General features: G+C 55.8%; 18 protein-coding genes and 1 tRNA gene. 6 read left to right on the plus strand and 13 right to left on the minus strand.

Going from position 1 to position 20,010, the window contains the following annotated elements:
* Positions 1 to 131: 131 nt before the first annotated feature.
* The 6 genes from NW858_RS04625 to NW858_RS04650 form a co-directional block, all read right to left on the minus strand.
* Positions 132 to 449, minus strand: a complete 318-nt coding sequence (locus NW858_RS04625; RefSeq protein WP_414520030.1) for a hypothetical protein — start codon at positions 447 to 449, stop codon at positions 132 to 134.
* 114 nt (positions 450 to 563) lie between these two features.
* Positions 564 to 636: transfer RNA gene (locus tag NW858_RS04630), tRNA-Ala, on the minus strand.
* Positions 627 to 1,295, minus strand: a complete 669-nt coding sequence (locus tag NW858_RS04635) for a Uma2 family endonuclease (protein ID WP_414520013.1) — start codon at positions 1,293 to 1,295, stop codon at positions 627 to 629. Before NW858_RS04635 ends, NW858_RS04630 begins: the two co-directional genes overlap by 10 nt.
* 159 nt (positions 1,296 to 1,454) lie before the next feature.
* Positions 1,455 to 1,751 carry a hypothetical protein gene (locus tag NW858_RS04640; RefSeq protein ID WP_414520014.1) on the minus strand — a complete coding sequence of 99 codons (297 nt, stop codon included), beginning with the start codon at positions 1,749 to 1,751 and terminating at the stop codon, positions 1,455 to 1,457.
* 12 nt (positions 1,752 to 1,763) lie between these two features.
* Positions 1,764 to 1,967, minus strand: a complete 204-nt coding sequence (locus NW858_RS04645) for a hypothetical protein (protein ID WP_414520015.1) — start codon at positions 1,965 to 1,967, stop codon at positions 1,764 to 1,766.
* 93 nt (positions 1,968 to 2,060) lie between these two features.
* Positions 2,061 to 2,360: a ferredoxin gene (locus tag NW858_RS04650; protein WP_414336541.1), complete on the minus strand. Its 300-nt coding sequence runs from the start codon at positions 2,358 to 2,360 to the stop codon at positions 2,061 to 2,063.
* 467 nt (positions 2,361 to 2,827) lie between these two features.
* On the opposite strand from NW858_RS04650, the gene NW858_RS04655 reads away from it, so the two are divergent.
* The 4 genes from NW858_RS04655 to NW858_RS04670 all read left to right on the plus strand — a co-directional run bounded on the left by NW858_RS04655 (position 2,828) and on the right by NW858_RS04670 (position 9,064).
* The gene (locus tag NW858_RS04655; protein WP_414336542.1) at positions 2,828 to 4,582 is read left to right on the plus strand and encodes an Ig-like domain-containing protein; all 1,755 of its coding nucleotides are present in this window, start codon (positions 2,828 to 2,830) and stop codon (positions 4,580 to 4,582) included.
* 145 nt (positions 4,583 to 4,727) lie between these two features.
* Positions 4,728 to 7,676: a tetratricopeptide repeat protein gene (locus tag NW858_RS04660; RefSeq protein WP_414370997.1), complete on the plus strand. Its 2,949-nt coding sequence runs from the start codon at positions 4,728 to 4,730 to the stop codon at positions 7,674 to 7,676.
* A gap of 15 nt (positions 7,677 to 7,691) precedes the next feature.
* Positions 7,692 to 8,207: a class I SAM-dependent methyltransferase gene (locus NW858_RS04665; protein WP_414336546.1), complete on the plus strand. Its 516-nt coding sequence runs from the start codon at positions 7,692 to 7,694 to the stop codon at positions 8,205 to 8,207.
* A 17-nt stretch (positions 8,208 to 8,224) separates the two neighbouring features.
* Complete coding sequence (locus NW858_RS04670; RefSeq protein WP_414336548.1) at positions 8,225 to 9,064, plus strand: FkbM family methyltransferase; 840 nt, start codon at positions 8,225 to 8,227, stop codon at positions 9,062 to 9,064.
* Here the strand turns inward: NW858_RS04670 and NW858_RS04675 are convergent.
* Together NW858_RS04675 and NW858_RS04680 are read right to left on the minus strand one after the other, a co-directional pair.
* Positions 9,061 to 10,170 (minus strand): hypothetical protein, encoded by a 1,110-nt coding sequence (locus tag NW858_RS04675; protein WP_414336550.1) that lies wholly within the window; start codon positions 10,168 to 10,170, stop codon positions 9,061 to 9,063. The genes NW858_RS04670 and NW858_RS04675 overlap by 4 nt on opposite strands.
* Positions 10,167 to 11,687: an FkbM family methyltransferase gene (locus NW858_RS04680; protein WP_414336551.1), complete on the minus strand. Its 1,521-nt coding sequence runs from the start codon at positions 11,685 to 11,687 to the stop codon at positions 10,167 to 10,169. Before NW858_RS04680 ends, NW858_RS04675 begins: the two co-directional genes overlap by 4 nt.
* 401 nt (positions 11,688 to 12,088) lie before the next feature.
* Between NW858_RS04680 and NW858_RS04685 the strand changes: the two genes are divergently transcribed.
* Together NW858_RS04685 and NW858_RS04690 are read left to right on the plus strand one after the other, a co-directional pair.
* The gene (locus NW858_RS04685) at positions 12,089 to 12,676 is read left to right on the plus strand and encodes a hypothetical protein (protein WP_414336553.1); all 588 of its coding nucleotides are present in this window, start codon (positions 12,089 to 12,091) and stop codon (positions 12,674 to 12,676) included.
* Between the two features lie 18 nt (positions 12,677 to 12,694).
* Positions 12,695 to 13,540: a hypothetical protein gene (locus NW858_RS04690; protein WP_414336554.1), complete on the plus strand. Its 846-nt coding sequence runs from the start codon at positions 12,695 to 12,697 to the stop codon at positions 13,538 to 13,540.
* A gap of 141 nt (positions 13,541 to 13,681) precedes the next feature.
* On the opposite strand, the gene NW858_RS04695 is transcribed toward NW858_RS04690, so the two are convergent.
* The 5 genes from NW858_RS04695 to acnB all read right to left on the minus strand — a co-directional run bounded on the left by NW858_RS04695 (position 13,682) and on the right by acnB (position 19,949).
* Entirely contained in the window at positions 13,682 to 14,950 is a 1,269-nt protein-coding gene (locus NW858_RS04695; RefSeq protein WP_414520016.1) for a class I SAM-dependent methyltransferase, read from the minus strand.
* 61 nt (positions 14,951 to 15,011) lie between these two features.
* Positions 15,012 to 16,133, minus strand: coding sequence for an ABC transporter ATP-binding protein (locus tag NW858_RS04700; RefSeq protein ID WP_414336042.1), 1,122 nt, complete (start codon positions 16,131 to 16,133; stop codon positions 15,012 to 15,014).
* Positions 16,134 to 16,347: 214 nt separating this feature from the next.
* Positions 16,348 to 16,788: an Hsp20/alpha crystallin family protein gene (locus NW858_RS04705; RefSeq protein WP_414520017.1), complete on the minus strand. Its 441-nt coding sequence runs from the start codon at positions 16,786 to 16,788 to the stop codon at positions 16,348 to 16,350.
* A 179-nt stretch (positions 16,789 to 16,967) separates the two neighbouring features.
* Positions 16,968 to 17,261 carry a PepSY domain-containing protein gene (locus tag NW858_RS04710; protein WP_414520018.1) on the minus strand — a complete coding sequence of 98 codons (294 nt, stop codon included), beginning with the start codon at positions 17,259 to 17,261 and terminating at the stop codon, positions 16,968 to 16,970.
* A gap of 54 nt (positions 17,262 to 17,315) precedes the next feature.
* The gene (gene acnB / locus NW858_RS04715) at positions 17,316 to 19,949 is read right to left on the minus strand and encodes a bifunctional aconitate hydratase 2/2-methylisocitrate dehydratase (RefSeq protein WP_414520019.1); all 2,634 of its coding nucleotides are present in this window, start codon (positions 19,947 to 19,949) and stop codon (positions 17,316 to 17,318) included.
* Positions 19,950 to 20,010 lie beyond the last annotated feature (61 nt).

The following is a 20,010-nucleotide window of genomic DNA, read 5'->3' on the forward strand; positions in this document are numbered from 1 at the left end:
ATACACCTTGTTGATGGTGGGCGGGGGCATAGGGTTATAACTGACGGCAGCGCGGGAGAGGGGCCGGGGGTGAGGGGCTGCTCCCCCAAAGAGAGGGGCCGGGGGTGAGGGCCAGCGCGGAGCGCTTGGGCCTACCGCCGTTCCAAAAAATCGCGGCGCAGATCTCGAATCTCCTGCCGCATCTCCCTCATCTCTTGGGCCATCTCGTCAGTGCGCCGTTCCAGAGCTTCAGTTCGGCGCTCCAGGGCATCCGTGCGGCGCTCGATAGCGCGGGTGCGCGCATCAAAGCGATCCATGGACTCGCGAAAAAACTTAGCCAGCATTGCCTGCCCTTCTCGCAGTTCTTGAATCAGAAGCTGCTGATTTTGTTGGACAAGACGTAGCTCCTGCTGGGCCGCTTGCAGCTCTTGAACAGCGCGGATCAGCCACTCTTCTTGTTCCGGAGTCATCATCAACCAGAGCGAGAGGATGCCAAGATCCTACCACCAACCCCCCTCTCCCTGAGGGAGAGGGGCCGGGGGTGAGGGTCATCCCTCAGGGAGAGGGGCCGGGGGTGAGGGCAATGGAGAGTAGGGAACTCGAATCCCTGACCTCTGCGGTGCGATCGCAGCGCTCTACCAACTGAGCTAACTCCCCGTGGCTTTACCAGAATAACCCAAGTCCGCCGCCAAGATCTCCCCCGCCTGCAGCTCCAGCCCTGCAAAAACCTTCGAGGGCACCCGCCCGGATCCCTTCAGCTCCAGCAGGTCGTACCAGCCCTCGTGCAACAGCAGCAGGCTCACCTTCTCCTCCATCGGATCCACAATCCAGTACTCACCAATGCCCAAAACACAGTATTCCGCCCGTTTGGCTCGGTAGTCCGCCGCCCGGCTTGATTCGCTCACCACCTCCACCACCAACAGCGGCGGCGGATCCTCCAAGCGAATCAGAGCCTCTCGGGATCCCATCTCCTGCCACTGCTGCAGAGGCAGCACCACCACATCCGGGATCCGCACCGTATCCCAGCGGTTGCCCCGCGGCGACTGGATCCCGATAGCCATCGGCTGAGAAGTCCACGGCAGCTCCTGGCGCCGGATCTCAACTCGAAAAGCGGTATTGAGGAAATCCACAATCTGACCATGCCGTCCGGTTGGAAGGGCCATCGGCACCAACTCCCCCGCCACCAGCTCATAGCGGGTATCGCCGCCATCGGAATACTTGAGGTACTCTGCCAAACTCAGGCGAGCCGCTGTCGGCCCAGGAACGGATCCTATCGTCAAAGCCACAGCCGCCTCCAAAAGCCACTCTGCTGCCATCCTAACCCCCCTCTCCCTCAGGGAGAGGGGCCGGGGGTGTTCGCGCTAGCGGCGCGGAGCGCTTGGGCTGCTCCCTCAGGGAGAGGGGCCGGGGGTGTTCGCGTGAGCGGCGCGGAGCACTTGGGTCGTCCCCCAGGGAGAGGGGCCAGGGGTGAGGGGCTATCGCCGTTCCAAAAAATCGCGGCGCAGATCCCGGATCTCCTGCCGCATCTCCTTCATCTCTGCCGCCATCTCGTCGGTGCGGCGTTCAATAGCCCGAGTGCGCTCGTCAAAGCGATCCAGCGCCTCGCGGAAAAACTGCGCCAGCATCGCCTGCCCCTCGCGGACTTCCTGAATCAGAACCTGTTGATTCTGTTGGACAAGGCGCAGCTCCTGCTGGGCAGCCTGCAGCTCTTTTTGGGCAGCCTGCAGCTCTTGAACGGCCCGGATTAACCACTCTTCTTGCTCTGGAGTCATCGTCAAAAAGTTCTACAGAGAATGAGAAAATCCTACTCCCCTCTCCCCCAGGGAGAGGGGCCGGGGGTGAGGGTCATCCCCCAGGGAGAGGGGATGGGGGTGAGGGTCGTCCCTCAGGGAGAGGGATCGGGGGTGAGGGCTGGGAGAGGAGTCGGGAGTAGTCGCCTGCGGTGGCGCGGAGCGCTTGAGGCTGCCGGAAAGGAGCACCCAAAACAAAAAACCCCTCTCCCTGGGGGAGAGGGGCCAGGGGTGAGGGTCATCCCCCAGGGAGAGGGGCCGCGGGTGAGGGATCGGGGGTGAGGGCCTCACTCAGTACAGCGCCTCTTCTTGATGGGTGATGATGGTGCAGTCAGAAGTAGGGTAGGCCACGCAGGTTAACACATAGCCCTGCTCGATCTGATCGTCATCCAGGAAGGATTGATCGCTTTGATCCACCGTGCCGCTCACCAGCTTGCCGGCACAGGTCGAACAGGCCCCGGCGCGGCAGGAATAGGGCAGCTCGATCCCTTGCTCCTCCGCCACATCCAAAATGTACTCGTCATCCGGCACATCGATGGTGACGTTCAAGCCTCGCTCTTCGTTGATCAGAGTGACCTTGTAGGTAGCCATCCTGGTTGGGTCTCCAGAAAAAACATCCACTCCTCATCCTGCCACCCTTCTGCCCCGGATCAAGCACCATTTTTCAGAGAAATAGGTAGATCTCCCGGTTTTTTAGAGTTGGATCCGAGAAAACCTTGCTGGGCAAAGATTCCGGCCACGTCTCACCTCCCTCGGCCAAGCCTCAACCCAGCCTATGGAGCAGAGTTGTACGAAGCAGTAGCCACAGGCAAGCTCATGCTATCGTCTGTGACCCAGATCACTCCCCATTGGCCCGGAAAAAGTCGATAACTCTTGCCAAAGCTGCCGCATCTGCCTGTATGATTAGCAGAGTAAACAGGCTAGCCACCAAACTGGCGTGTCTGCGTCTCCCCTCGATTGGCCATTTCTCAGAAGGCTTAGGTTGCCCTGAGCGAGCCGATCGGGTAATGTGAGGGAAGTGTTCAGCCGAACCCTACTTTTTGGTTAAGAGGAGAAACATGAACGGAACAATGCACAAGTGGCTGCTCAAGTCACTGGGGTCTCTGTCTCTGGCATCGACGGTGGTGCTGCTGCCCATGCTGCTCACCGGTTGCGGCGAAGATAGCTCCGGCACGTCGGTGCCCGTACCGCCCCCGCCCCCGCCGGCTCCTCCGGCTCCCCCGGCTCCGCCGCCAGCACCTCCCACCCCTACTCCCACGCCTACGCCGGTGGGACGTGTTATCAGCATCAGCCCCTCGGATGGCTCCACCAACGTTGCCATCACCACCTCGATTACCATTCGCTTCAGCGAGCCGGTGCGCGAGGCTCCCTTGGCTCAAGCCCTGAGCATCACCTCGGTGGCGCCCCAAGCCGGAGCTGTCCCGCCTCGGGATCTGGCCTTCAACTCCGACCGCACCCAAGTCACCGTCACCTTCCGCACACCCCTGAGCAACGACTCTGTCTATCGGGTCACCATTTCGCGGGCGGTGCCGGATCTGTTTGCTTCGGGCCGCAGCCTGGCCGAAGACTTTGTGGCCACCTTCACCACCGGCAACGTGGCGGCTACTGGCGGCCCGGTTAGCTTGCTGCCGACACAACTGGCGGCGGTGACGCCCAACGGGCAGGTATTCTCCAGCCCGAACGTGGTGCCGGTGGGGTATGGCATTCGCCGCAGTGGGGTAGCGGAGAACCTGCCGGTGGGGGTTTACACCGACTACCGTGCGGTGCTCTCCTTCTCGATTCCCGACAGCATTCCGTCCAACGCCGCGGTGCAATCTGCGCAGTTGACGCTGGTGCAGTTGCCCTCCAACGACTCGGCGGAGATTGGAAACTTTGGCGATAGGGGGCGCGGCTTTTTCTTCCTGGATCCGACGCCGCACAACCTGCCGGCCAACAACGTGGTGTTCCAGGAAGTCAACCTGGGTGCGCGCGACAACGTGGTTTCCAGCGACTTTTTTGCGCCGGCTTCCACGCCCAGCTTCATTGCGTTGAGCATCAACGGCAACGTGTTGGGTGGGGATGTGTCGGCGGGGCCGCGGACGGCGGATGTGCAGCCGGGTGTGCAGCGGTCGGTGTCGGGCACGCGCTTCTACCAGGTGCGGCTGCAGTGCGCCAAGGAAGTGTGGAACAACCAGGCAGCTCCGGTCTTTTTGGTGACTACGGGAACGACGTCGGTGACGACGACGGGGATTGTGACGGCGACGCAGCGTTTCAACGTGACGGCGACGCAGACGTTTGTCGTTACGGGTGCAGCGAGTGCCACGGTATCCAACACCATCACCGGTGCGGTGACGACGCCGTTTACACAGTCCTTCTCGGCCACTGGCACTGTCTCTGGCGTGGCTACGGCATCAAGGACAGTAATAGTAACACAAGGAGAGGGTACTCAAACTCGAACTGCAACTGACACTGAATCCTTTACCTTTAGTGTCACTGGCACTGCTACCTTCACTGCCTCTCAATTTATTACAGCGGGCCTTGGCTTTACCTCGGTAGCCAGCGCAACGGTGACCTTTGCGGCCACAGGCACGGTCGTTGGCTCTGAAACCCGCTCCGAAACGGTGACGGTCACCGGCTCGGTCACGGCCTCTGCCACCACTACGGTGACGCCCTTCACCCGCACTGCTCCCAATGCTGGCTTCGAAATCAGCCAGGGAGCCAACGGGGTCTGCCGCGCCGAGTTCGACCGCGAGCCGGCTACGGGCACGGGTGGTTCGCCCATCACCACTGCTCGTGGTCCGCGTCTGGATATCACTTTCTCCATCCCGCGCTAGCGGCGCCTCTAAATCTAGGCTGCCTCTGTAGTCCAGGAGCGGCCAAATACAGGAAGTGGGCAGGTCTTGAGAGCCTGCCCATTTTCCTAGGCCGCTAAATCTACAAATTCATCTGATAGAATCGTTGCAGTCAAGGCTTGGAGATATGAGAACCGAGATTCAAGAGCTCCTAGAGCGAGCATTTCGCCATCATCGCTCGGGTGAGCTGGATCAAGCTGAGAAATGCTACCTGGAGATCTTAAGCTTAGAGCCTAACCAGCCTGATGCCATTCAGTATTTGGGCATACTGGCCTATCAGCAGGAACAATACGTCAAATCTGTGGAATGGCTGGAAAGGTGTGTCAGCCTTGGTCAAAGGTCGGCATCGCTTTACACTAACTTGGGTGTGGCTTACGAGAAGCTAAACCGACCCGAAAGGGCAATAGAGTGCTATCAACAAGCCATCCAAATAGATCCAGAAAGCCTTAATGCAAACTTTAACTTAGGTCTGGCCCTTATCCAGCTTGAGCGCTGGGATGAAGCAGAGAAAGCTTTTCTGAAGGTTCTGGAGCTGGATCCGCAACAGTTTGAGGCAGCATACTTTCTTGGACAGGTACTGCTAAAGTTAGGCCAGGTAAATAGTGCTATCGGCATCCTAAAGAAAGCAGTAAAGGATCAGCCAGACTACCTTGAAGCTCATCTTCAGTTAATTGATGCCTTTTCTCTATCTGGAGATAAGGATCAAGCCATTCGACACGCAAAGCAAATAGAGCCCCTATTTTCGACTAGTGCCGACTTGCAAAACAAACTAGGTTTATTGCTAGTAGAACTGGGACACTATGAAGACTCAATCACTGCTTTTCAGAAAGCTTTGATGATCGAGCCCTCTGCTGTCACTCACTTGAACCTGGGTAGAGTATACGGTGAGGTCGGCCAAGAAGATAAAGAGATGGAGCACTATAAGAAGGCTATAGAGATCAATCCGAACTATGCAAAGGCTTATAACAATCTAGGGGCAGCTCTGAGCCGAAAGATCCAACCCCAAGCTGCAACAGAGATAGCCGTTCAGGAGCTAAATCTAGAAAGCAAAAAAAATCTTGAGGATCGATACCAAGCTATTCAAGCTGCAAGAGATTGCTTTCAAGTCGCCATTTCTTTGGATCCAGGGTACGCCGAAGCTCACCACAATCTGGGTGTTCTTTACAGGACAGAAAAGCGGTTGCACCTAGCCAAGCATCATATACGTCTTGCTATTGAGCTAAATCCAGGGGAATCAGAGTATTGGCATAGCCTGGGATGCTACTACTTAGATCTTGCTATGGGTGAAAAGGCAGTTCGATGCCTTGAACAAGCAATTAACCTAGATCCAACATCTGCCCGAGCCTACAATAACTTGGGTCTTGCCTACCAGTTATTGGGGAAGAAAGAGGAAGCAGAGTTTGCTTTTCATAGAGCTGCGGAGCTTTCCCCAGACTTTGCAGAAGTTTACTGCAACATCGGAGCTAGACTCTTTGAGCAGAAAAAGTACGATGATGCTTTAGAACATCTACAGGAGGCCATAAGGCTCAAGCCTGAATTAGCTGATGCATACTTCTACAAAGGCTTGACCCTGGCCAAGCTATCCCGAACTCAGGAGGCCATAGATAATTATCTACTGGCCATTGAAAGAAAGCCAAACTTCGCCGTGGCTTACCAAAATCTAGGCGGTGCTTATCTAGAGCAATGCAGATTACGTGAAGCACTGGCTAGCTATAGGAAAGCTCTCGAGATCGCTCCTGACTTTGCGGGTGCGATGTCAAATATCCTTATGGTCTCGCATTACTCAGAGAACTTTGATCCTCTAGAAACATTCTTGGAGCATCAACGGTGGGGTATTCGCTACCAAAGCCAATATCAAAGTTACTGGAAGCCCTACACAAACTCGCGAACCACTCAAAGGCCACTTAAGATCGGCTACCTGTCAGGTGATTTTCGATTGCATTCGGTACACTTTTTCATGAGTTCAATCTATGATAACCACAATCAAGAAAACTACCAGATTTATTGCTACTCAAATGTTGATCAACCTGACATGGTAACTGAGCAGCTCTCTGCATGGGCGACAGGATGGAGAGATATCAGTAAACTAAGCGACGAGAAAGTTGCAACGCTAATCAGAGAAGATCAAATTGATATTCTGGTGGATCTAAGCGGGCACACTGGCGGTACAAGAGTACACGTAATGGCTCTCCGTCCTGCACCTGTACAAGTTACCTACCTCGGCTATCCTGACACCACCGGTATGACCGTCGTGGACTATAGAATAACGGACAGCTTCGCAGATCCCTATGACGTAACTGATGGCTTGAATACCGAGAAGCTGATAAGAATGCCCCATAGCTTTCTCTGCTATAAGCCTTCTCGGGAGGCACATGAGGTCACGGATCCACCTGTGGTTAAGAATGGCTTTATCACCTTTGGGTGCTGCAACAACCCTTCCAAAATTACCCCCCGAGTAATTAAGTTGTGGGCAACGATACTAAAGGCGGTACCCAACTCAGTTTTACACTTAAAGAATCAGCGGTATAGAGATGAGAGCACCTGTAAGATCTTCCTGCAAAGAATTGGAAGCCACGGCATTTCGGAAGAGCGAGTCAAGCTTGAATATGGTAGACAGGGCTTTGCTGAGCACTACGCAGCCTATGGAGAGGTGGACATTGCCCTAGATCCGTTCCCCTACAACGGAACAACGACAACCTGTGAGACATTATGGATGGGAGTTCCGGTAATAACGCTGGAGGGCTCAGCACATGTCTCCAGAGTTGGTGTGTCAATCTTAAAAACAGTAGACTTGCCAGAGCTAATTGCACAGACAGAGGAAGATTATGTTCGTATTGCCTCAACGCTGTCCGAAGATACAGAGCTTCTGGTCTGGATGAGAAGGACTATGCGAGAGCGTCTCTATTTGTCTCCCCTTCTTGACGGAAAGAGATTTACAGCTTTTTTAGAGAAGGCATATACCCAGATATGGGAACAGTACTGCCAAGATAGGAAAGGTAGAATTAGGTTCACAGATTTGCCATTTAAGTTTCGCAAGCATCCAAACTTGGCTAAACTTACTAAGATGGTTAGCTAGGAGCAATGGGTAAGCATGTTTAATCTACATATTGGTGGTAGAGAGCCACATCCTGACTGGAAAATACTTGACGTTTTGCCCTCGCCTGAAGTCGACTACGTCGCAAACGCAATTGACCTCAGCTTATTTGGAAGTGAAAGCGTAGATCAGATATACGCCTCACATGTTCTTGAGCACTTTGATTATCGAGAGGCAAAGGTAGCTTTGACAGAGTGGTATCGGGTACTGAAGAAAGGAGGAAGATTATATATCTCTGTGCCCAACCTAAAAGCGCTATCTAGAGTTCTTCTAAAGGACGATCTTTCCTATGATCAACTGGTGTACATCATTAGTATGTTCTATGGTGGCCAGGTCGATCAGTATGACTTTCATAAATATGGATATACCATTGAGAATTTAACTCATTTACTCAAAACTGTTGGCTTTGACTTCATCGTCCAAGTAGATCAGTTCGGTATGTTTAATGACGCAAGCACAATTGTTTACTGCAATGAGCTTATCAGTCTAAATGTAATCGCTCACAAGGAGTGAAGTGAAGAAAGGAAGTCATGTCTGAGCTATCTATAGCCTCTGTCTTGGGAACCTCAATGCCTCGCATTAAAGTAATTGCTGCAGGAGCATCTGATCTTGGGACTCCTGAGATCTATACTGAAATGATTCACAAGGGCTTTGGAGACTTAGTTGCATTTGAGCCCGATCGAGAAGCATACGAGCGGTTAAAAGAGAAAAGTTTTAGCAGCTCTAATGTTTTATACCTTCCTATGGCTGTTGGCGATGGCTCTGAATCGACTCTTTATCTAACCAACACCGGGATGACCTCATCTCTGTTCCAGCCCAACCATCAACTGCTGGAGAGGTTCCACGATCTAGCTGAGCTTTACCAAGTCGTCTCAGAGGAAAAAGTCAAGACGGTTCGCCTCGATGACCTGGAAGAGGCTTCAGATGCAGACTGGCTTGTCATGGATACTCAAGGAAGTGAGCTTAGCATTATCCACGGCGCCGCTCGTCTCCTCAGCGAGAGCATTGTAGTGGTTCAAACTGAGGTCCTGTTTGTCCCCCACTACATTGGCCAGCCCTTGTTTTCCGACATAGATATTGCTCTGAGGAAGCATGGCTTTCTTATCCATAGCCTTACTGGGATTGCCTGCCCAGTTATGAAGTCCTTTCCCAAGAATCTGACTTCTTTGTGCACCCAAGCCTCCTGGACTGACTTTATCTATGCCAAAGACTTTATGCGAGTGGGAGAGCTTCCCTCCAGAAAGCGGCTAGCACTTGCCGTAATTCTTCACGAGGCCTATCGCTCATACGACTTATGCTCTCATGTGCTCAAAATTCACGACGAGATAGAGGGCACCTCATTCTATGATATTTACCTTTCGAAGCTTTAAGATGTTATGTTTTTCGCCTTCAGGTCAAGGAAAGACCACATTCGCTTGGCCGCTTCTTCCCACGTCATGTTTTTTGTGTAGATCAACCCTTGCGAGAGTACAGAACTTCTATACTTTGTATCTCTCAATTGATCGATTGCCTGCGATATGGCATGTGGCTCCAGAGGTATCTCAATCCACGGTTCAGGCGCATTGGCATGTTCCACTTTTCTTTGAGATTCTCTGAGAATGATAACTGGACAGCCACATCGCATCGCCTCGAGAACATAATTGCCCATTCCAAGCTCGGGTTCAACCTCAAGTAACCCCGTAGCTCCTGTATAGAGTAGCGGTAACTCGTCAGGCGAAAGTTTGAGGTTGTGGATTCGAGCTCGAATTGGTTTAGATAGGTCCACGAAAGATTCCAAAGGTGAGTCAGTCCTACTTCCATCAACTGATAGGTAAACAACTTCCGGAACTTGCCCGGAAGCTATCTCGCTCAGGCTATCTAGGATAGCGCGGAAGGCTATCTTTCTTCGTTCCCCTGCTCCCGCCCTGTAAATGATGTAGGGACGAGTCAGATCTCGCTCTTCTCGAAACTTCCGTAGCTTTAGAGGAGGAGATGGCCCTAGGTCACCATGCAAGCCTGGGTAGATAACTTCAATATCTTCTTTAGAAATACCAGGATATTTTGCCATCAAGTTTGATGCCACCCACTCAGACGGACATATAAATGCCGATGCATTCAAAATGGAGTTATGTTTCTCTTGAGCTGCCAAGTTTGACAGAAACTCTTGGCTTTCATCCACACTATAAATCATTGCCACACTAGGTGTTCTAAGAGGATATGTGTACAAAGTTGAGATAAAGAGCGTTGACTTAAGCTGGTCACAGGCGCTCTGCAGACCTACGTGATCGGATTCAGCGTCTTCGTAACTATAGTCAGGAATCACCGCTATGACTGTATCGCCTGGAAGAGCAATACGTTGGCTTTCTCTCACCAGTACCACAAAGTCTCGACTGTGGCCAAGCTTTAACCATTCACCTACAACATTTTGCCAAAAGGTTATAATAGACGGTGGGGTTTCTAAGTTACTCTGCAAAGCAACACCATCAACAACAATCATTGGCTTTCCTCGAGCAAATCTTTAAGTAAAGACAACAGGCTTGAATCAAGCTTCTTAGATGGAGATAGGTCTTTCTGGAGGACGCCGTCCTCTATAAGACTAGCGTAGCGCGCTTCGGGAACTGCAATTAAGTTTGTCGCAGAGAGGCTGCGAGCTTGTTCCCGAGCTCTCGATAATTCGTTCAAGGTGGAGTTGTATGCAAAAAAAGTGTACCCCAGATCTGACAGGTAAGAGGATGTTTCCCTCGACACAAATCCCCCACCATCTTTTGCTTCTAGCTGAATGAGTGGGAGACAGCTTTTTATAAGTTCTCGACCTCCCTGTATAACACCTAAGGGATCTACAACTACATCTATCTTGACCATATCGACCAAAGGCTTTCTGTAAGAGCGCCACCAATCATCTAGCGTAATTTGCCGGATGATCTTTACAGGGTGGACTACTCCTGAAAGGTTAGTTACCACTCTATTGTACACACTATCGTCTGTTTCTAGAAAATATGTCTGCCCTGACTCGCTACCCACTGCATATGGGTTTATCGTAACTTGCGATAATCTATTAACGCTGACATTGTGTTTTAATATTTCCACACAAGATTGAGTTGGCTCAAACGCAATTACTTTGCCTTTGGTTCCTACGGCCTGGGCAGCAACAAGAGTGTATAAGCCTACATTTGCCCCTACATCTATAAACATCATTCCCGGCTTCAGGTAGGACCTAACAAAGTCTATCCCTGACTCAAACCATCTTCCTTGGGCCAGATAACAATGAGTAACTAGTGAGTTTAAACTATCTTCTAGCCTCATTGTGTAACCCTCGTAGCATATATCAACAAATTCTCTTTTGCTTCTCAAATTTATCGAGTTTGATTCACCCATCTTTCTTTGAAGAAAGCTTACAGAAGTTTGATAACAGGCTTGAGCCCATCTTTTGGCTGTTTGTGTGGCCGTCATAGCCTGAATTTGCCTCAGATGCCTTATACCTTCGATCTGCAGGTTTTTAGATAGACCAAGGCCTAGGATTGCTTTAGCTCTTAGATCTTTGGGGTGAATTGAGGCAGCAATGCGCCAAAAAGGAATTACTTGTGTTTGGTAAGGCAGCCCTATTCTTTCTGCTATCCAGCGAGCTAAGTAATACAGGTACTGATCTATAGATGGTAGATCCGGATCAAGTGGCTCAAAGTCAGGGGAATCAACTTTCCATGCCAACTCATAACCTTCTATGTTTGGAGGGGGAATATCTTTCCATCTCTCTGGGTTTAACTCTAACTGGTTCAAGAGTTTAAGTGCTTCTTCTAAAAAAGTAAATGAGACACCTAGAACCCAAAGTGCATGGAGTCTATTCAATAAGCAGGGCAGATGATTTGGCTCAGTACTGATCCCTTGATCCCAGTAGTAGAGTGATACTGACCAAGCGTTTCTTCTTTCCTTTGCAGTAGGAGCCGTTTCTGCTACACGGGCTTGACTGATCCCGCGAGCATTCCAGGTTGAGCCTGATTCAGACAATGGGACTGCCATTTCCTTACCTAAGCTTAAACTTGTATTATGACCTACCGATTTATCCTAGCTGACGTAGCCTTTTGCATATTGCTGAGCAGTAGACTCAGTGCATAACTCTACACAAGCAGCAGCCATGGAGGGTAGTGTCACGAGAGGCTGCCGGTTAACCATAGCATCAAAGCTGTACGTTTGTTGTCACTGCTTCCTGGAATGGTATCATAGTTCTGATTTTCGGAGATCGTCATTTTGAATTGGACAGTTACCTCAGGCAGGCCTGACGCAAGTACGGCAGACTCCATCTACCTGTTACATCTCTTAAGCTTCCAGGCCCAATCTGCATCTGCTATTGTTCTCAACTTTCGAGCCAACGTCTGCCGAGGTTTGTCTCGAGACAGCGCATCTTAAACAAGGTTGTTCCTATGCTACGTCACATCAGCACCTGTACTCTTCTTCTCAGCTTGGGTAGCACGATCGCCTGTACGCAGGCCACACCAGCGCAAACCCCCGACCAGGTGGTGAGCACCTTTATCGCTGCCACCGAAAAGGGGGATTGGGGCACCGCCGACGGCTACCTGACCGAGCGCTTCAGCAATGCCCTCAGGCCGGGATCCCTGCCTTCGATTTGGGGGGCAGCGGGAGAGAATGTGCAGGTGCGCAACCAAGAGGTGAGCGGCAAGACGGCCTACGTGTGGGTGGAGGGCGAGTCCTCTCTGGAAGAGGCGGCGCAGCGCCTGGGGCTGGATCCCTTGACTTTGCGCAAGTACCTGACCGAGCCGGATCTTGCCGATCCCACCTATCAGCAGTTGGCCCCGCAATTGGTGGGCCTGCGCCTGGAGGGAGACACGGTGACTTCCCGCCTCAAGATCACCCTTTACCGACAGGAGGGCGGCTGGCGAATCGAGGTGTGGCAACCGGATAAGCCGCCCGCAGAGGGATCCCAGCCGGAGAACCCTGAGCCCTCTCCCTCTCCGGCAGAAACTGAGCAACCTGCCGAAAATCAGCAGTGAAGTGGCGGGGGAAAGGTGTTGAAGAAAGCTTGGTTCTTGCTGGCCCTGGTTTTGCTCAATGGCTGCGGGCAGACGCAAACGGCCAAAGAGACGCTGCAAGCCTTTGTGCAGGCGGCCAACGCTCGGGATTTTGCCACGGCAGAAGCGCTGCTCACCCCGCGGCTGCTGAGGGGGATCCCGCCGGGCGCCCTGGATCGCTCCTGGCCCTCGGCAGAGGAGTTCACCCTCACTCCTATCCAGGAGGTGGGCAACACGGCCATCTTTCAGGTAGACGCAATCCTGAGGCCGGAGGCAGTGGTGCCCACTTTGTACTTCCAGTTCACCGCCGCGGAGCTGCAGCAATTCTTAACCGAGCCGGATCGGGAGGATCCGCGGTTTCGCCCTTTTCGCTCCCAGTTGGGTTTCTACGAGCCGCTGCCGGACGGGCGTCTGCGGGCGGCGATGGAAGTTACTCTCTACCGCCAGGCCCAGGGATGGCGGGTGGAGCTGGCCCGTCTGCAGCCTCTAAACACGAGAGTTCTCTACGAGCCGATCCAGCTAGCAGAAGAAGCGCAACCTTTTCGACTGACAGGAACGGTGCGGCTCCTCAACCGCGAGGAAGGCTGGATCGGGGTCAATTTGGACGAGGTCAGCCCCAACCTGCAGCGCTACGCCGGCACCTGGGTCTCGGTGGTTCCTGCGGAAGATGTCCAGGTCATCCGCCTTGGCCGCCCCGCCAGTTGGCTGGAGCTGCGCCCAGGGGACGAGGTGGAGATGGAGGGCAAGGTGCGTTTTGCCGTCAATGCCGACGCCGAAGGGCGGATCCCGGCGGCGATTCGGGCCGAGCGCATCCGGGTGCTGCAGATCCCCAGCCCCTCTCCCTGAGGGATGGCCCAAGCGCTCCGCGCCGCTCACGCGACCACCCCCGGCCCCTCTCCCGCTCTCACCCCCGGCCCCTCTCCCTGAGGGAGAGGGGGGTAGTGTTCCATCGTGGGTGGGAGGGAAGCTAACGCGGGATCCCTGAACTTAGCGCAGGGGCGAGTGCAGCAGCACCACCAGCCGCTCTTCCAGGAACTTGAGGTTGGCCACCACTTGGTTAAAGGCCTCTTCGGGGGTCCAGTCCATGAGATCTAGGGCCTTGGCCGCCAGCGCCTGTACGGACACAGGCTCTTCCCCAAAAACATCAATCAGCCAGCGTACCGAGAAGGGATCGATGACGATGTTGCCTTCGGATCCCGGCCAGCCGTTGATGTTGACCGGGCCGTTGTCGCGGATGGCATTCTCGAAGGCAACCTTGGCGTTAAGACGCAGCAACAGAGGATGGGCCTGCACGGAGCCGTTTCGCCATTCTTCCAGGGTAAAAGGGGCTGGTGGAGCGGGGCGAGGGTGGCCACACCAAAAATCAATCAGCCGGGTCAGGTTGGGAAAAATCAGCTCGATAAAGTGCAGCAGCTCCTCTTGGCTGAGCTTTTTAAGGTGGCGCAGGGCGTAGGGAACCGGCTTGGTGAGGACTCGCTCCAGCTTCCACTGCTGCCAGTTCACCATGCTAATGAACTCCAGCCCGGCCTGGCGCAGCATCTCGAACACCTGGGGCACCGTAAAGCCCTTGTCGCTGCGCAGCAGAAAGTTGGCCAGGATCCCGTTGGTGGTTTTGATGGCGTCTCCCTGCCAGTGGCTTTTGACGAAGCTGCCTTCATGGAGGGCATCCATCAGCTCTCGGAGAATGGGAACGGCTTTGGCAGCCGGCTCGTCCATCACCCCCAGCAGCTCCATGGCATCCTGCATGTTGAAAATAAACTGCCGCTGATAGAGGCTGTGGACGTTGGTGCGGATAATACCCTCGGGTTTGAGCACCTGGCGCATGCCTTTGAGTCCGGCCACCGGATCTTCCAGCAGGTAGAGCACGTCGTTGCAGGCGATGAAATCAAACTGCTCCCCTAGCGCTCCCATATCGGTGATGTCTGCTACTTCAAAGCGCACATCTGGGATCTGGTGGAACTCGAAGCGCTGCCGGGCCATCTCCAGCGATTTCGGCGAGATATCCACCCCGACCAAAGAGGCACCTGGGTTGGCCGTGGCCAGAACCAGGGTTTCCCAGCCGGAGCCGCAGCCGGCGTTGAGCATCACTTTGCCTTCGGGCTTGACCACCTTGCGATCTCGCACGTAGCAGGCGGTGGTGTAGCTGTTGGCAAACAGGGCAAAGGTATCCGTAACCGTCTGCTCAATGGGGACGTTGGGATAGGGAAATTCGTCGAACTGCGCCTGCACCAACTTCGAGGCAGATTGCTCCGGCATAGGGATCCTTTTTTCTCTGGAGCCTATGGTAGCCAATCTTTAGCTTGACAGCGCCTCTTGTTTATTCCAGCCGCTCCTCGGTTTGCGGGTCAAAGAGGTGGAAGCGATCCATGTCAAAGACCACTTCTGCCCATTGGTTAACGCGAAGCTGGGTACGGGGATCCACGCGGGCCACAAACTCCTGCTCGGGGAGGATCCCTTCGGCGTCGGTGGTGCTGAGGTGGAGGATGACCTCGTGGCCCATCAGCTCGGCGACCGAGACTTTGGCGCGCACGCGGGCGGGTTGGATCCCTGGGGGTTGGTACTGGGGATCGTGGATGTTTTCCGGGCGGATGCCGAAGATGACCGGCTGGCCGGCGCGGGGCCGATAGGGATCCGCCTGGTGGGGGGGGATGGGCACGCGGAAGGCGCCGCTATCGACCCAGAGGGTGCCCTCTTGCTCCCGCAGCTTGGCTGAGAAGAAGTTCATGGAAGGGCTGCCGATGAAGCCGGCCACAAACAGGTTGGCGGGGCGGCTGTAGAGGGCCTGGGGAGTATCCACCTGCTGCAGGCGGCCATCCTTCATGACGGCGATGCGGTTGCCCATGGTCATGGCTTCCACCTGGTCGTGGGTGACGTAGATGAAGGTGGTGCCCAGTTGCATGTGCAACTTGCTGATCTCGGCCCGCGCCTGCACCCGCAGCTTGGCGTCGAGGTTGGAGAGGGGCTCATCCATCAAAAACACCGCCGGGTTGCGCACAATGGCCCGCCCGACGGCGACCCGCTGCCGCTGTCCACCGGAAAGTTCCTTGGGCTTGCGGTGGAGCAGGTGTTCGATCCCCAGCCGCTTGGCCACCCCCCGAACTCGGCTTTCGATCTCCGCCCTAGGCAGGCCACGCAGCTTGAGGCCAAAGGCCATGTTCTCGGCCACGGTCATGTGGGGGTAGAGGGCGTAGGATTGGAAGACCATGGCGATATCCCGATCCTTGGGGGGAACGTCGTTCACGCGGCGGTCGCCGATGTAGATGGAGCCGGCGCTCACCTCTTCCAGGCCGGCCAGCATGCGCAAAGAGGTGGTCTTGCCGCAGCCGGAGGGGCCAACGAAGACGAGAAATTCCCCATCTTCGATGGCGATGTTCAGATCGTGGACGGCCGTGGTGTCGCCGTAGCGCTTGGTAACGTGTTCGTAGGTCACGCTGGCCATGCTCTCGCTCCCCAGCCACTTCGCCCTCAACCTTATCCAACCCCAGGGGCAGAGGTCAAAGGGGATCCTTATCCGGCCCTCACCCCCGGCCCCTCTCCCTCAGGGAGAGGGGAGTTGAGGATGGACAAGCCAAAAAGCAAAAAAGGTAGGCTCATGGCCTACCCTCTGGGATCTGGATCTTGCTTAAGCCAAAAGTGGCGCTCGCCTCATCCCATTAGGAGACAACGTTCACTTTGACCACTTGGGCTTTTTCGGAGTCCGCTTTGGGCAGAGTCAGGGTGAGGATGCCATCTTTGTATTCCGCTTTCACCTGATCGTGCTTGATCCGGTTGGGCAGCGGGATCACCCGTTGGAAGCGCCCGTAGCGGAACTCGGTGCGGGTTACGCCTTTGTCTTCGGAGCGTTTTTCAAAGCGCCGCTCACCGCTGATGGAGACCGCTTCCGCCGTCGCTTGGATGTCCAGATCGTTGGGGTTCAAGCCGGGCAGCTCCAGCTTGAGGGTAATGGTCTCTGGATCGTCGTGCATTTCCACCGCCGGCACAAAGGCAAAGGCATCAGTCTCGGCGGGACGGGCTATCAGCCGGTCGAACATCCGGTTCATTTCCCGTTGAATTTCGTCAATTTCCCGAAAGGGATCCCAGCGAACCAGAGCCATATCTATCCACCTCCTGATCAGATTTTGGTTAACTTTTGGTTAGCTTCTCTTTAAGCTTTACTCACAAGGCTTTAGCCTAGCCTCTGTACATTAAAATAAGCTTTCTGGCTGGCTCCAGAGGTCGAGTTTTCTGGAAATCGGTTGGGGTATTTTCTCACCCAAGAATCAGGAGAAAGCTCTCAGGAATCGCTGCGCTGGGGCGGGCGATGGGATCTCGTTTGCAACCACAAACTTAGGCCGGTAGCCACCATCACCAACAGCCCCAGGCCGTTTAAGAAGGGGTAGATGGCCTGCAGATCCAGCGGCCCCCACTGCCCTTTGTGGATTTGGATTAGCCAGTAGTAGTCCAAGTTGTCGTTGAGGCGGGCAATTTGGTAGAGGGATCCCGTTACCAACGTCACCACCAGGGGCAGAGCCAGGATGGGAGCGAGGGCGCGGTGGATCTGGCGGGTGAGTTTTCGGGACAGGGCCATCAGGATTTCTCCAAGGCTAGCAAACCATGCTGCCATGGTATCAGGGTGGCCCCTTTAGGAACGGATCCCGAGGACTTCCTCCAGCTTGGGCATTTGTTCGCGGGGGATGATCCGCCCTTCGTCCTCAAAGCCGGGGATCTCGTGGAAGTTGAGGTAGCGGTACAGCTCGCCGGCAAAGGGCTGGATCTTGGTGGCAACGATCTCCCGGTATTCCTCAGGGGTAGGGATCCGCCCCAGGAGGGCGCAGGCAGCCGCCAGCTCGGCGGATCCCAGATAGACCCGCGCGTCCTTGCCCATGCGGTTGTTGAAGTTGCGGGTGGAGGTGGACATGACGGTGGCCCCATCTGCCACGCGGGCCTGGTTGCCCATGCACAAGCTGCAGCCCGGCATTTCCGTCCTCGCGCCGACAGCGGCAAAGGTGCCGTACACCCCTTCGGCGCGCAGTTGCGCCTCGTCCATGCGGGTGGGGGGACAGATCCAAAATTGGCGTACCTTGGCCCGACCTTGCCCTTCCAAGATCTTGGCGGCAGCCCGGTAGTGGCCGATGTTGGTCATGCAGGAGCCGATGAACACCTCGTCAATTTGGATGGGTGTGTCGGGGTTGCCTGCCGCGTGCTGGGCGTGGACTTCGCTTAGAGTCATCACCTTGTCGGGATCGTTGGGGGCACAGACGATCGGCTCGGTGATGGTGCTGAGGTCAATCTCGATCACGGCAGCGTATTCGGCGTCGGGATCCGCCTCCAGCAGGGTGGGGTTGGCCAGCCAGGCCTCCATCTTGGCGATGCGCCGCAGCAGGGTTCTCGCATCCTGATAGCCGCGGGCGATCATGTTTTTCAGCAGCACCACGTTGGAGCGCAGGTACTCGGCGACCGTCTCGACGCTTAGCTTGATGGTGCAGCCGGCGCAGTTCCGCTCTGCCGAGGCGTCGGTAAACTCGAAGGCTTGCTCCACCTTGAGATGGGGCAGGCCCTCGATCTCCATAATTCGCCCGGCGAAGACGTTTTTCTTGCCCTGCTTCTCGACGGTGAGCAGCCCCCGCTGGATGGCCACGTAGGGGATGGCGTGGACGATGTCCCGCAGGGTGATCCCGGGTTGCAATTCCCCCCGGAAGCGCACCAGCACCGACTCCGGCATATTGAGGGGCATCACCCCCATGGCGGCGGCAAAGGCCACCAGCCCCGATCCCGCCGGGAAGGAGATGCCCAGGGGGAAGCGGGTGTGGGAGTCGCCCCCGGTGCCGACGGTATCCGGCAGCAGCATGCGGTTGAGCCAGGAGTGGATGATGCCGTCGCCGGGCCGCAGGACAACGCCCCCCCGCGAGGCAAAAAAGTCGGGCAGCTCTTTATGGATCTGGATGTCCACCGGCTTGGGATAGGCGGCGGTGTGGCAGAAGCTCTGCAGCACCAGGTCGGCGCTGAAGCCCAGGCAGGCCAGCTCCTTCAGCTCGTCGCGGGTCATGGGGCCGGTGGTGTCCTGGGATCCCACCGTGGTGATCAGCGGCTCACAACTGGTGCCCGGGCGCACCCCCGGCAGCCCACAGGCTTTGCCGACAATTTTCTGGGCCAGGGTATAGCCTTTGCCGGTGTCGGCGGGCGGGGTGGGACGGATAAATAGGGGAGAGGGATCCAGCCCCAGGGCCTGGCGGGTTTTGTCGGTGAGGGCCCGGCCAATCAAGAGGGGGATGCGGCCCCCCGCCCGCACCTCGTCCGGCAGGGTCACAGGCCGCAGGGAAAAGGTGGAGAGGACTTGGCCATCCTCAGAGCGGATGACGCCTTCGTAGGGATAGATGGTGACCACCATGCCCGTCTCCAGCCGCGAGACCTCGCACTGGATGGGCAGGGCGCCGGCATCTTCGGCGGTGTTGAAGAAGATAGGCGCGATCGTGCCCCCCAGAATCACGCCGCCGGCCCGCTTGTTGGGCACATAAGGAATGTCGTGGCCAATGTGCCAGAGCAGGGAGTTGAGGGCGGACTTGCGGGAGGATCCCGTGCCCACCACATCCCCCACAAAGGCCACGGGATAGCCGCGGCGCTTCAGCTCGGCAATAGCAGCCAGGGATCCCGGCGCGCGCGACTCCAGCATGCTCTGGGCGTGCAGGGGGATGTCTGGGCGGGTGGTGGCGTGGGCGGCGGGGGAGAGGTCGTCGGTGTTGATCTCGCCGGCAATTTTGAACACCGTCACGGTGATGGCCTCGGCCAGGGGCGGCCTGGTAGTGAACCACTCTCCTTCAGCCCAGGACTGCAGCACCTGCCGGGCGCGGGCGTTGCCGGCCTGGCTGAGTTCCAGCACGTCGTGGAAGGCATCGAAGATCAGCAGCGTGTGGCTGAGGGCGCGGGCCGCTGCTGCCGCGATCTCCTGCCGCCTATCCTGCAGCAGCTCCAGCAGCACCTGGACGTTATAGCCCCCCAGCATCGTGCCCAAGAGCTCCACCGCCCGCAGGGGGGTAATCAGAGGTGAGCGCGCTTCTTCCTTGGCCACAGCCGCCAAAAAGCCCGCCTTCACATAGGCCGCCTCATCCACCCCCGGCGGCACCCGCTCTGTGAGCAGATGCAACAAAAAAGCCTCTTCGCCGGCAGGGGGATCCTTGAGCAGCTCACACACCCGGCTGGTCTGGGCGGCATTCAAGGGCAGCGGCGGGATCCCTTGATCCGCGCGGGCAGCAACATGTTGGCGGTACTCGGCCAGCATGGGGAGGATTCCTCGGGTCACTCGACATGGGTATTTATTCTACCGCCAGGTCGGCAGCAGG

Source organism: Synechococcus sp. H55.10 (assembly GCF_047502715.1).
GTDB lineage: Bacteria > Cyanobacteriota > Cyanobacteriia > Thermostichales > Thermostichaceae > Thermostichus.

Coding starts and splice junctions, on each gene's coding strand:
- NW858_RS04685 (WP_414336553.1), top strand. CDS start 12,089: ATGCTACGTCACATCAGCACCTGTACTCTTCTTCTCAGCTTGGGTAGC.
- NW858_RS04675 (WP_414336550.1), bottom strand. CDS start 10,170: ATGATTGTTGTTGATGGTGTTGCTTTGCAGAGTAACTTAGAAACCCCA.
- NW858_RS04705 (WP_414520017.1), bottom strand. CDS start 16,788: ATGGCTCTGGTTCGCTGGGATCCCTTTCGGGAAATTGACGAAATTCAA.
- NW858_RS04665 (WP_414336546.1), top strand. CDS start 7,692: ATGTTTAATCTACATATTGGTGGTAGAGAGCCACATCCTGACTGGAAA.
- NW858_RS04635 (WP_414520013.1), bottom strand. CDS start 1,295: ATGGCAGCAGAGTGGCTTTTGGAGGCGGCTGTGGCTTTGACGATAGGA.
- NW858_RS04695 (WP_414520016.1), bottom strand. CDS start 14,950: ATGCCGGAGCAATCTGCCTCGAAGTTGGTGCAGGCGCAGTTCGACGAA.
- NW858_RS04625 (WP_414520030.1), bottom strand. CDS start 449: ATGACTCCGGAACAAGAAGAGTGGCTGATCCGCGCTGTTCAAGAGCTG.
- NW858_RS04670 (WP_414336548.1), top strand. CDS start 8,225: ATGTCTGAGCTATCTATAGCCTCTGTCTTGGGAACCTCAATGCCTCGC.
- NW858_RS04710 (WP_414520018.1), bottom strand. CDS start 17,261: ATGGCCCTGTCCCGAAAACTCACCCGCCAGATCCACCGCGCCCTCGCT.
- NW858_RS04655 (WP_414336542.1), top strand. CDS start 2,828: ATGAACGGAACAATGCACAAGTGGCTGCTCAAGTCACTGGGGTCTCTG.
- NW858_RS04650 (WP_414336541.1), bottom strand. CDS start 2,360: ATGGCTACCTACAAGGTCACTCTGATCAACGAAGAGCGAGGCTTGAAC.
- NW858_RS04660 (WP_414370997.1), top strand. CDS start 4,728: ATGAGAACCGAGATTCAAGAGCTCCTAGAGCGAGCATTTCGCCATCAT.
- acnB (WP_414520019.1), bottom strand. CDS start 19,949: ATGCTGGCCGAGTACCGCCAACATGTTGCTGCCCGCGCGGATCAAGGG.
- NW858_RS04680 (WP_414336551.1), bottom strand. CDS start 11,687: ATGGCAGTCCCATTGTCTGAATCAGGCTCAACCTGGAATGCTCGCGGG.
- NW858_RS04640 (WP_414520014.1), bottom strand. CDS start 1,751: ATGACTCCAGAGCAAGAAGAGTGGTTAATCCGGGCCGTTCAAGAGCTG.
- NW858_RS04700 (WP_414336042.1), bottom strand. CDS start 16,133: ATGGCCAGCGTGACCTACGAACACGTTACCAAGCGCTACGGCGACACC.